Source organism: Halocatena marina (assembly GCF_023276375.1).
Lineage (GTDB): Archaea > Halobacteriota > Halobacteria > Halobacteriales > Haloarculaceae > Halocatena > Halocatena marina.
Genome location: NZ_JALLPK010000001.1, coordinates 1,096,501 through 1,108,696, shown reverse-complemented (window position 1 = coordinate 1,108,696; position 12,196 = coordinate 1,096,501). Strand labels below are relative to the sequence as shown.

The 12,196-nt window shown below is 52.2% G+C and carries 9 protein-coding genes; 3 read left to right on the top strand and 6 right to left on the bottom strand.

Annotated elements, in window-relative coordinates; all coding sequences use genetic code 11:
• Window positions 1-64: 64 nt before the first annotated feature.
• Complete coding sequence (locus MW898_RS05175) at window positions 65-1,120, bottom strand: LEA/WHy family protein (RefSeq protein WP_248905189.1); 1,056 nt, start codon at window positions 1,118-1,120, stop codon at window positions 65-67.
• 220 nt (window positions 1,121-1,340) lie between these two features.
• Here MW898_RS05175 and MW898_RS05170 point away from each other — a divergent pair, with 220 nt between their 5' ends.
• Window positions 1,341-2,357, top strand: coding sequence for an alcohol dehydrogenase (locus MW898_RS05170; RefSeq protein WP_248905187.1), 1,017 nt, complete (start codon window positions 1,341-1,343; stop codon window positions 2,355-2,357).
• 99 nt (window positions 2,358-2,456) lie between these two features.
• Here MW898_RS05170 and MW898_RS05165 read toward each other — a convergent pair whose 3' ends face one another.
• Window positions 2,457-3,032: a halocyanin domain-containing protein gene (locus MW898_RS05165; protein WP_248905185.1), complete on the bottom strand. Its 576-nt coding sequence runs from the start codon at window positions 3,030-3,032 to the stop codon at window positions 2,457-2,459.
• A 407-nt stretch (window positions 3,033-3,439) separates the two neighbouring features.
• Between MW898_RS05165 and MW898_RS05160 the strand changes: the two genes are divergently transcribed.
• A complete protein-coding gene (locus MW898_RS05160) occupies window positions 3,440-4,060 on the top strand; it encodes a sensor domain-containing protein (protein ID WP_248905183.1) in 621 nt (206 codons plus the stop codon).
• A gap of 381 nt (window positions 4,061-4,441) precedes the next feature.
• A complete protein-coding gene (locus MW898_RS05155; protein WP_248905181.1) occupies window positions 4,442-5,647 on the top strand; it encodes an MFS transporter in 1,206 nt (401 codons plus the stop codon).
• A 350-nt stretch (window positions 5,648-5,997) separates the two neighbouring features.
• On the opposite strand, the gene MW898_RS05150 is transcribed toward MW898_RS05155, so the two are convergent.
• The 4 genes from MW898_RS05150 to MW898_RS05135 all read right to left on the bottom strand — a co-directional run bounded on the left by MW898_RS05150 (window position 5,998) and on the right by MW898_RS05135 (window position 12,192).
• On the bottom strand, window positions 5,998-6,744 hold the full coding sequence (locus tag MW898_RS05150; protein ID WP_248905179.1) for a DUF899 domain-containing protein: 747 nt from the start codon (window positions 6,742-6,744) through the stop codon (window positions 5,998-6,000).
• 881 nt (window positions 6,745-7,625) lie between these two features.
• The gene (locus MW898_RS05145; protein ID WP_248905177.1) at window positions 7,626-8,885 is read right to left on the bottom strand and encodes a hypothetical protein; all 1,260 of its coding nucleotides are present in this window, start codon (window positions 8,883-8,885) and stop codon (window positions 7,626-7,628) included.
• Between the two features lie 238 nt (window positions 8,886-9,123).
• The gene (locus MW898_RS05140) at window positions 9,124-10,581 is read right to left on the bottom strand and encodes a PKD domain-containing protein (RefSeq protein WP_309242228.1); all 1,458 of its coding nucleotides are present in this window, start codon (window positions 10,579-10,581) and stop codon (window positions 9,124-9,126) included.
• A 189-nt stretch (window positions 10,582-10,770) separates the two neighbouring features.
• Window positions 10,771-12,192, bottom strand: a complete 1,422-nt coding sequence (locus tag MW898_RS05135; RefSeq protein ID WP_248905175.1) for a twin-arginine translocation signal domain-containing protein — start codon at window positions 12,190-12,192, stop codon at window positions 10,771-10,773.
• Window positions 12,193-12,196 lie beyond the last annotated feature (4 nt).

The following is a 12,196-nucleotide window of genomic DNA, read 5'->3' as shown; positions in this document are numbered from 1 at the left end:
AACGACACAGCTTCCATTCGTTTATGCTGATTTCGTGAGTCTGACCGCATTCGTCCGAAGCAGTTCATCGATTTCGCTGAAGTCGTTCGGAAGGATTCTCCATCAAGAACCGTCTTCGGTCGCTGGGAAATAAATGAGCAGGTGTCCGCGGTAAATCAGATATACTATCACGACCGCGTTCCGTTGAATTATTTTTGCTGAAAAGTTGTGTGTGAATCGTTCGCTGATACGTGAGGAAATCGAGAGGAATGCGACGTTGGACGCCATTGTACTCGATCGTTGCGTAGAAATCAACAGTCAGCTGTGTCGTTTCGTTACGTTGGAGATGCGTCACCCACCACTCATCCAGCCGAGTATTGTTAATTATCGCTCGTGTCTCGATCGTTCGCGTGCTACCGGGCGGAATGTCAGTTCGCTGATCGACGACATCGCTTCCAACGCGGATGTCGTTCATTCGTATCGTATAGCCTATATTGAGGATCGGAATCGCATTCGGAAGTGGATTAGTAATCGTTGCAGACGCAATAAGCGGTGTCTGTCTGGCAGTAGCCTGTCCCCAATGGGCCGCTGTTCGATTGACGATGAAAAGTGGTTGATCGAATGTACGGAGCGTGCGCGTTTCATTATTCTGTAGCGGTTCGAGTATATTCGTTCTCACTGTTCGCGTTCGTGTCCACGAATTAAGCGGGACTCTCAGATCATCGTGCGTGAGAACCACGTCCGTATTCACTCGCACTGTCGTTGTCTGGTTATTGTTAATGTGTGTTACCCACCACTTTGGGATATCGTCGTTGTTGGCCCACGTCGAAACGGTAACAACGTTCTGTTTCCCCGACGGTTGGATTGACTGCTTCTCACCACGAGCAATTTCGACGGTGTTCAAAGAAACGGAGTACTCAACGTCGACGAAGAGTTCGATTATTCCCAGTATACGCGGGTTTTCGATCGCGAGTTGTGTCACAATCTCAGTCCGATCCTCCGTAACGGTTCCCCACTCAGTGTTGACTGCCGTAATGCGAGGTCGATCAAAGGCAATGACACAGAGAACGACAGTGCTTACCACCAAGAACACGACCACAATAACGAGTAGTGGTTTATTGAGACTGGATTCAAGATCCATTTTACTATCCAAGCGTTTTGTGATACTACTTCATACACCATCTATCTAGTGTGTCTATTATGAAATTTACTCACAGTTGTATACGAGACTACAACTTTCAGATACGTGATTTGGTTCAGCTTCTCTCCTTTGTGATGGGAGGCATTCGGTTTACCTGCTTTCGCAACGTAATATCCGCTGAAGCATCTTTATTGATGACGCGCTCGATGAGTAAGACGCTATGTCCGATACGATGCGTGCAGTAGAAGTCCCTGAACCTGGTGCATCGTTTGAACTGGTCGAGCTAGCAGTTCCAGCCCCCGACACAACAGAAGTTCGTGTCGAGATCGACGCCTGTGGCGTTTGTCATAGCGATGCGTACGCGAAGACCGGTGGCTATCCCGGTCTCTCCTATCCACGAATCCCGGGCCACGAAATTGTCGGACGGGTGGATGCAGTCGGATCGGACGTTGAAATGTGGACAGAAGGTGACCGTGTTGGTGCGGGCTGGCACGCAGGCCATTGTTTTGTCTGTGAAGCCTGCAGGCGCGGTGAGTTCCAGCAGTGTGAAAACGAAGAAATTCACGGCGTAACAATCGATGGCGGGTATGCTGAATACGCTACAATCAACGCAGAGGTACTCGCTCGGGTACCCAGTGAACTCGATGCAGTAGATGCTGCACCCCTTCTATGTGCTGGCGTAACAACGTATAACGCCCTCCGGCACACAGACGCTCGGGCGGGGGATCTCGTCGCAGTGCAGGGGATTGGTGGTCTCGGTCATCTCGGTGTGCAGTATGCATGTCAGGCAGGATTCGAAACGGTTGCAATCTCACGTGGAACTGATAAAAAAGAGTACGCGTTCGAATTGGGCGCCGATCATTTCGTTGATACCGAAGCAGAAGACGCCGCAAACGCACTCTCAGAGTTGGGTGGTGCGACAGCAATCCTCGCAACAGCGCCGAACGCAGCCGCTATCTCGTCAATTGTTCCTGGCTTGGGGATGGACGGTGAAGTTGTTGTCGTGGGGGTTCCTGACGAGCCAATCGAAGTGTCTGGAGCAACATTGGTTGGAACACGTGGATCTGTTCGCGGCTGGGCGTCTGGACACGCCCGTGACTCTCAGGATGCGTTGGAGTTCAGCGCGCTTCGCGATATCACGCCCGAAGTGGAAGTATATGACCTGACAGAGGTCTCTGATGCGTACAACCGGATGATGGAGAATGAGGTCCGGTTCCGAGCGGTGCTCGAACCGTAATTCGAGAAATTTTCTCGATTCAAGAGCCAGTACGCTCAAACGGCAGAACAAGCATTTTTCCGAATCCGCAAAACCCATCTGAGTAGGGTTGTCCGTGATTCATTCACTACCCGTACCAGTTTCCGTACTATTGCTGGATGTACTGTCACTGTCATTTCCGACGATGAGCACACCCTTCATCCCAACCGATTTATGCGGTGTGCAGTAGTAGAAGTACATTCCTGTCGTTTTGAATTCATGTTCGAACGTGGCCGTTTCCTCTGGTTCCCCGCTTTCGAACTGCCCATCCCTATCGACAACATTGTGATATCCACTGCCGATCCACTTCCACGTGACCGTCGTTTCTGGATCGATACGGACTGCTGCTGGGGCGAACACGTGTTCGTTACTCTCGGGACCGACTTCGATAGTGACAGCAGCTTCTCCCGTCATGTCCGTGATCGAATCGTAATTGTCTGACTCAGCGAGCCAGCCATCGACGCTACTTGCACTTTTATCGTCTGCGTTTGCGTTTTCGCTCATTCCACCAATACATCCTGCTAGCAAACCGAGAGTGGTGAGACCACCCACCGCACGTAGGAAATTTCGCCGATCTGTCGCAAAATAACACGATTTCTCGGGTTGTGATCTGGATGACGCCAGCTTCTGGTTTCGGTTTGTCTCTGTCTCAGCCATACGTTGTTTCGCTCCATTTGTTCGATTGAAGGAGCGCAGTATAATCAGAGGAGCAGAGTCGCTATCGGAGCAGTTCTGGGAAATAGTTATATATGGCGACGTGATCAGCGTCGCCTCTTTTGCATGCTAGCATACACAGCTGATCACGCTACCACTAATTCCGTGTCTCTCACTACTATCACAGCATCACCACGCCTGATTTTGAAACAGACATCAATTTAGTCGAACCGGATCGATTAAGGATGCACACAGTCTATCGGTTGAACGAGAACATTTCGAACGGGTAGAGTATCAAAATGTCAATTAAAATCTCATCTCACTCAAAGACTATTTCTCGGCTGCTCTCCCATCTCCTCAAAGATCTAGTACGAACGCAGACGTACCGCAATCTTTGTTATCTCGTAGTTATGTTTCCGCTTGGAATCTGTTACTTCACCCTACTCACAACCGGATTTCTACTGGGGCTGCCACTCGTATCCATCTTCGTTGGGATCCCTATTCTCGTCGGATTACTCGTCGTGGTGGTTGCGTTGGCAGCGTTCGAACGAATGATCCTTCGGACGTTGTTAGCTGTCGATATCCACCCGACTCCGGCTGAGAAGACCCGAGGACTCTGGTCCCGAACGAAGCAGCTTGTGACTCGTCTGCAAACGTGGACGGCGGTGGTGTATCTGCTGAGTGAGTTCGCGTACGGTAGTGTCGCGTTTGGGGTGGTGGGGTCGCTGTTGGCGACGACAGTCAGCTTCTTGCTAGCACCTCTGTACTACGAGAGTACTTCTGTCGTCGTGTTTGGACCGATTCCACGTACTGATATTACCCTTCAGCTTTTGTTCGGTTGGGACTCCCTCCTCGTTGGTCTCACAACGACATTCGCGCTCGGAGCGTGGCAGATTGAAACACTCACCAGCGCACTCCTCATTTCTGCGCTTGGATTCGTCCTCCTGCTGGTGTCGGCCAAATGCATCAATATAGTCATATGGGTATGGAGTCACTATGCACGCATCATGCTAACGACCCCTCGCTATTGATTAACCAACACGTGGAATCCGTATCCTCGTTCGTACACTATATATTGCAATTATTTAGATCCGGAAAATTATAATATTCAGAGAAATAACATCGGACTCAGAGCGCAAGCGTAAAACGACAGTTCTACTCTTTGAACGATTTTCCGAAACCGAGTGAGTATCATAAACCACCACGATTAAACTAGTTATAAGCTAGTTAATTTATACCACCTGTGGATAAAAAGTAGTGCGCGAGGAGATAGTACGTCATGGATAAATTATCAACTCAAAGCTGTACAGCATTGGTATCAACACTGTTCTCGACGGCTACTCTCTTCATTATCGAGATAACCGACGATAGACTAACAATCGATCAGTCGTGGTCGGGGGGATAGATAACCGATGAGTGACACCACTCCGCACAAGCGATTGTTGGTGCTAACCTTCGGAACATTCGTCATGGGAACGGGTAATCTCGTCTTCACGGGGGTGCTCGGTGAACTTGCGGGAGATCTTGGCGTCTCGGAAGGAAGTGCTGGCTTGCTCGTAACGATCTACGCTGTTGTTGTCATCGTCGGTTCACCGATACTCGTCTCGCTCACTGGAACCGTCGCTCGGAAACGTCTCCTCCTCGGGACAGTTCTGTTATACGGTGTTACAAACGCAGTTGCCGCTATTCTTCCCACGTTCGAATTACTCGTGTTCGATCGGGCAATCATTGCTGTTGGGGCAGCGATCTTTGTTCCTGTTGCCGTTTCAGTCGCCGCCGCGCTCGCACCAGCCGGAAAGAAAGGTCAGGCAATTGGACTTGTCGTTGCAGGCTCAGCAGGATCATTCGTCGTGGGACTTCCACTGGGGACGCTTATTGGTGGATACGGTGGGTGGCGCGCAACCTTTGCCTTTGTCGGTAGCATCGCTCTTCTCGCATTCATCGGATTGTGGGTGTTCTTACCATCAGTTGAGGCTACAGACTCAACTGTCGGACTTCAAGCATTACAGGTTATCAGGCGACCAGCAGTCATCGTGAATATTGGATTGATCACGACAGCGTTCACAAGTGTGTTTGTCGGTGTCACATTCATCGGGCCGTTGCTGCGTAACATCACAGGATTCGGCAACACTGGTGTTAGCTTACTACAGCTTCTTCTCGGCGTCGGGGGCATCGGGGGAGCCACTGTTGGCGGCTATGGATCAGATCACTGGAATACAACGAAAATGCTGCTTGGCATCTTCGTCGGTGTGATTCTCGGCATTTTCCCATTCTGGTTGCTGGCTCCGGTTGCTGGATCGATCGGAGCGATTGTGGGTGCAATAGCAGCACTCATGATTGGCGCAAGCGCAGTGTTCGCACTGATTCCGACCCAACAGAACCGCCTGCTTCAGGCCGCACCAGAGTCACGAGAAGTTGTCTTGGCACTTACGCTCTCAGGACAGTTTTTAGGGATCGCGCTCGGGTCGGCGATCGGAAGTGTAACGCTCACTGTTCTTGACTCGTACGCCAGTCTTGGTTTAGTCGGTGCGCTGATCGGTGTCGGAGGACTGGGGGCCGTTTCGTATCTGTATGTGACAGGAGATCGAATGGTGATGCCACGCTCAAGTGACGCATGAAGGGCAGTAGTTTCCGGTAGCGTTCAACAAACTGATTAGACATTCTCAATCTCGACGGTAATTGTGTGAGATAAATCAGGCGTGTATCATTTATATTCTGTCCCACCTCAGTGCTACAGTGTATATCGCTATATCGAATTTAATCAGTTTGGGTAGATGGTGCAATGAAAATGATTTCATGGGCCAGAATCGATTAGAGATCCAAATCACAGTTAGCCGTCTTTAGTGTTATCTCACATTCTGTGTACAAGTATATGTCGAATACTTGCTATTTTTGAGAATGGCAGTTGGAACGATCACAGAAACCATCCTATCCGCGCGAAAACCTGGATGACAACAATGAATCCAGTCTACGTCGAAAGGTCTGGGTCGGGTGGTCGTTTGCGGTTCACGCGGCCCTCTGGCTTCTCCCAATCTTCCTGTCGACCCAGCGCAGTCAGATCAAGGAAGTAGTACGAGCCTCCGACCATTTCGGCACCACGGCCGTACGTGGAGTAGGTGTGAAAGACGCTGTCGCCATCACGTAAAAAGCAGCTATGTCCGTGGCGTTCGATGGGTTGCTCGCCCTCGACGTAGTATGACGTCCCTGCTTTCTCGTGGTCGGATGTGGTTCGATAGTTATACTCGATAGGAGCAGCGGACTCATCCAGAGTGACATGAAAGTCGTAGTTGAAGTCGCTATCGTACGATGAGTACCAGGGAAACGTCCATCCTTTGCGCTGTTTGAATAGTTCTAGTTTGGTTAGCGGCGCGCGGGAAACATACGCCAATGTCGTGTCGCGGGAGTGTAAGTGCTCGAGAAGCCCCTCCGAAACTTCGTCAGCTCCGGACGAGCAGCTTGAACAGCCCTCATCCCAATTTGGATCGAACATGAAATGATAAATGATGAGCTGACGACGGCCCTCGAATAGATCGAGGAGGCTAGCCTCGCCAGCCGTGCCCTCAAAGACGTAATCTGACTCAATCTCGACCATCGGAAGCTGACGGCGTGCGGTGTTCAGTTCATCCCGTGCTTTGGTAAGTTCCTTTTCTTTGGCCAGCAACTCCTCACGGGCGACTCGCCACTCATCTCGTGAGACGACATCTGGAAGATTCACCGGTCTCTCCTCATTTGGTTTGTTTCGATTAATGGCATGGTAACGTTTTGCAGTTGTAGGACAGGAGCGACCCACTACATTCGTGGCCCCGAGACGGTATATAGAACTGCTAAGCGAGGCGAAAGTGAATGTACTGGCAACGATACTATCTACTCTGTGAGCAGTGTCCTTGCAGAGCAATAAATAACACCTATTAATCATATCATGGGAGCTATCAGGATATAGAAGGTAATGGGCATTAGCTGATACATCTGTCAGACACTCTCAAAAATGTATATTATTTGATAATTGTAGCTATATATTAAGGTTGGTGTTTTACACGTATTACATTAGTAACAGTCAAAGAAGTGCTATTAACGAGTATTTCATCAAGTTCTATGGAGTGGATTCGTTGGTTTGCGCTGGTAAATAGCATTTTATTGGGATATTTGATCTCTGATGTGTTGACAACCATATGTCGCTTTGTTAAGCATACCTGATTTTAATTATACCAACTAAATGATGTTCCACAGTCGAATGCTAACTCAGTTATGGTCGATCGAGTGTTATACGAGTTGATTGGTCGGAATCTATACTTTGCGCGGTAGTAGTTGTAGAATAACGACTTATTTCACTAAGATATTATATATGTTCGTATAATACATCACCGTCAGGTCTGTTCGCATACGGAAGGTCAAGAGTGCTCTCCCAAGATCGGTCACACTCACGCTCTCGTGTTAGAACTGTTGTCAAACAGCCTCGGTCCGGTTGGTGATCACGAGAGTTAGACCAGCGATCCTCCCAATCAGTTCCCAGCGTCGATCGCGGCCACGGTGGCCTGCCCGAACAGTCTGCTTGAGATTGCATACAACAGTCCCGAGTTCTTCGCGTTGGGAACACAGCTAGTTTGGGACCCGATGTTTGAGGTCAACCGCCTCTAAGAGATCATCATTCATATCCATATTCGTCTCCAGCTCGACGTGGAGTGAATCCAACATCGTATCGACGAGCTGTTGGCGCTCCGCGGGCGTCGGATACGATACGGTCGTCGCATACGCGGGCGTACCAATTTCGAGTGACCAACACTGGTTTGGGTAGGCAGTCCGCATGTGGTAGGGCTGATCGTGGTAGGCCAGTCGAATCGCGTACACAGAGAGACCCTCGTAACCGTCGTGGATGACCTCAATGACGTCTCGTTGTGGATGACCGAGAGATGGATTCGGACGCTGAACATTGTTGTAGTGACCGTCTGCTAGGTTTCGACCCATTCCCGACGGTCCTAACCACCAGAGAATGGCACCATCGAGATGGTAGGGAATCGAACTAACGTTCTTGAATTTGAGATACTGATACCAGTAGCCGTCGTTGAGAACGTGCATTTTGATCTCAGCTACCATCGGTGCAGTGGCGGTAAAACCGTCACCATCGAGAGACTCACCAGTCACCGGATGAACCTTCTGACTCGCCGCATCGAGAACGGGGTTTGTGTCGCTGTAAAGCACATCGTCTGGAAGCGGAGCAGCACTTCCCCACTCCTCGTTCATTGGCTGGTCGTGAACTCGATCGCGAATAGCGACCTCCTCGGGACTGTATGTGCGGGCATCGGTCGGCCACTGATTCTGCGTGAACTGTGCCGGATTGTTGTTTGCAGTGACGGGACCCGCAGTCTCATCCCAAACACTCTGGGGTTGATTGTGAAGAGACAGTTGTTCTGTTTCGTCGGGAACCAACGCAAGCCGTGGAAGGAGCTTGACGGTTGCGTGAGCCGGGAAATCAGCGGCCGCAAGAGTCTGGACAAATGGCAAGGCTTGCGTGCCCAACTCACCGAGTGTGAGCGTACCATCCTCAACTTTATTCCGAACTGCCTCGATATTGTAGTCGAACCGCTCTGCCTTCTCGGAATCTGTCATTCCTGCTACGGAGCTTGATGAACTCTGTCCCGGAAGGTAATCGAGGAAGTCACGCGGGACATAGTATGGGTCGTTGTACTGAGGACACAGCTCGGCAATCGTCGTCTCTGCCGTTATTGTCGACGGCAGCTGATCGTCAGCTGCTGGCGTCGTTTCGAGAGATCCTGTCGACTGCTGTCCCACGACTTTGCCTGCTAGTCCAAGGGTTCCGAATGCGATACTACTTTTCAGTATGGCCCTTCGTTTGACCATACGAACCAATTATTTTACTAAACCTTAAATTTTATTTCTAGATATGAATATTATATTACTTTTCTGTATATGCAAATAGTGGGACTAAGACCGACTCGGCTGTTTGGATTCGATGTCTTGGGTTGGCCGATTTCGCCCGCGTGGTCGTTCTCAGATTTGATTCTGAGCGAGGTATGCTATGGAATCTCGAGACTGAGTCGTTCGGTTCGAACGACCGGAACCAACGACTCCAGACTGATCAGGAGACAGTGATGGTCACCTCGTCAGTGGTCGTGTCTCCGTCGTTAGCGGTGGCCGTCACCGCGACCGTGTAAGTGCCTGCGGCCGCGTAGGCGTGTTCGTTCCACCAGCCCCTCGCGGTCGTGCCGTCCCCGAACGTCCAGTCAAGAGCTGTGATCCACCGCTCATCGCCGGAAGTGTCCGCGACTTGGAACGTGATCCGCTCGCCAACGGTCGCAGTCGTCGTGCTCGGCTCTACCTCCGCGAGCACGTCTCCTGCACCATCCCCTGTGGAAGTTGTCGCTGTAACGGTACTCGTGTTCGATGCGTTCCCTGCGCCATCAACCGCAGAGACGCCGATCTCGTAGCTCGTCTCCGCAGCAAGTGAGTCGACGGTTGCTGTAGTGGTCCCAGCAGAGACGGTCTGGTCCTGCAAGCCATCGACCGACACTGCGTAATGAGCCAGCCCGCTTCCGCCAGAATCAGTGGACCCGTCCCAGCTCACACTAACTGAAGAGCTTGTTGTGCCCGTCACCGAGAGATTAGGGGGTCGGCTCGGAGCCGTCGTGTCATCACCGCCATTCCCGCCGTTACCGAGCTTGTTGTACACGACATCGAAGTACGAAGATGCCGAATACGAGGTCGCACCACAGTCGTCGCCCCAGTAAGGAGACGACATATTCATCGGATCGCCAGAGCCATCACCGTTCCATGCCCATCCGATCACCGGCCAGCCCAAGGATTTAGCGTGGTCGACAATCGCGGACCAGTCGGCCCCACTGGGACTCGATGCCCAGTTTCCGAACTCTCCAACCATACAGGGATACCCCGTCTCGTCCACCACATCCAGATGGGACGGCTGTAGCGCCTCGTTGACCTCTTGATTCCATCCGCTCGGGTACACGTGTACCGAGCAAATGATGTTGTCATCGTCGATCTGTGATGTAGCGTCGGCAAGTCGGTGTGTCTCCTGTCCCCAGCCGGGGGCGTCACAGACAATTGGACCGGAGTAGTTCGTCCCCGACCGAACTGTACTGAGTGCATCGTTGTACGCCGACGCGTACTGGCTAGCCGTGACGCTGTGATCACCCCACTCGTTCATCATATTAATGGTGAACGGCGAGTCTTGTGAGAGGTAGCTATAGTGATCGACCCACCAGTCGGCCGCGGTCTGCAGTGCAGACGCGTTGGACGAGCCGTTATCCGGATAGTGATGGTAGCTTGCGATCACTTCGTATCCGTGACTGTTGGCCTCGTCGATCCATCGCTTTGCGTCGTCTCTCGTCGTGCTGATCTCGTTGAACGAGAACGGCTCAATTTCGATCCGTACCGTCTGGATATCCGGATACTGGTTCATGAGACCCCAGCCCAAATTCTGGTCACCGCGACAGAAATACGAGGGCTGGAGATTGACCCCATCACCGAACGAGGCCGCTGCCCCGCTCGTCGGACTGCTGCCGAAAAGCCCGAGTGCCATACCGCCACCCACTGCTCGTAAAACAGTCCGACGTCTGAACGACAAACTCGAACGAACTGCGGTACTGTCACGAGTCGATTTCGAATGAACAGTACCGAACGATTCGTCTTCGCTTCTGATGTTGTCGTTCGATTGCTGCTTGAATGTATCGTCTGGTGTCATTGTTCTGTTGGACGTGTGGTTACTTGGCTATTCGAGTCTGAGTTCTTGGATGGAGAGAGTGCTGCTTCCGGCTCCCCAGAAGTTCAGTCGCAGCGACAGCGAGGAGGCAGAGCGATCGACGCCCGCCGACTCCAGATCGACGGTGAGATCAGAGTAACTCGTGCCGATGCTGTCGCTTGTCACCGCAGCAAGTGACGTGCTCACGCCGCCCATCTCGAACTGAATGCCGCTTTCCTCGCCGCCAGATGCGCCTTTCACGGTGAGAACGAGCGTCGTGTAATCGCTGATGTCCTGGTTGATCTGTTCTTGCATCCACCCGCCGTTGTTGTACTCGAGAACGAGGGCGTCCCCAGAGACTGCCCCACCGCCGTTCTGGAACGAGCCGCCGCCACACCACTGGCCCAGATCGTTCGTGTTCGACGACCACGCGGGTGAGCCGTCGTAGTCGTTGATCACTAGCCCGCCACCCGGCGTGTCAGTTGGTGTGTCGGTGGGTGTGTCTGTCGGTGTTGCTGTTGGCGTCTCGGCTCCGTCGCTGCTCCCGCTCGTGTACGTCGAGCCGTTGATAGTGACATTGAACGTGTTGTAGGTGGTCTGTCCCACGGCACCACTCCAGTACTCGTTTCCGAGTTCGATACCCGAAAGCCACAGGTCGCCTCGGATTCCCTCGTTCGTACTGAGATACTCGATGATCTCTGCCATGTCGATCTTGCCGCCATCGTGACCACCCTGAATCCGGAAGATGTAGAACTTGGCGCTCGTTCCACCGGAGTTATAGACGGTCCAGAGATCAACCGTGTTGCCAAAGCGGTCGGTCCAGGCACCGGGAACCTGCACACCTCCGTGATCGTGGCCACCACCCCAATCGAGCAACAGCATGATCTCGTACTGGTGTGTTTCGGTCTGCTGGTCAGGGGGCTGTTCCATCAACCACCACTCTTCGGCCCAGTCCCACTCGCCGCCAGAGATATTGCTGTCGGCATCAACCTCCATCACAAACTCATCAACGTCTTGGCGCTGGAGAGGGAACTCGGCGACGCCCGTGTCGTCACCCCACGGTCGCGTTCCGATGAACACCTCTGGATAGTTGATCCCGCCGCCTGCGTTCGATGCGTCGAAGTCGTACCCATAGCTTCCGTCGTCGTTGAGCCAGATACACTGATCGGCACCTGCCATCCCCCACTGGTTGTCCATCAGCGTGAACCCGTTCCCGACGTCGATCTTGCCGTAATCAGTGTTGCACTTTTCCTCGACTTTCGCGGCCATCGCCGAACTTCCGAAACCGAGTGCGAGACTGCCGACCCCGATGGCGGCACCCGCCTTCAGGAAATCCCGGCGTGAAGCACCACCGAATACGTCGACAAATCGATTGCTCGATCGCTGTTTACTGGTAGCGCTGTTCGTCTCTCGGTCCTCTGTCGAGCCGGTATCGTGTGTGTCTTCTGTCATTGTC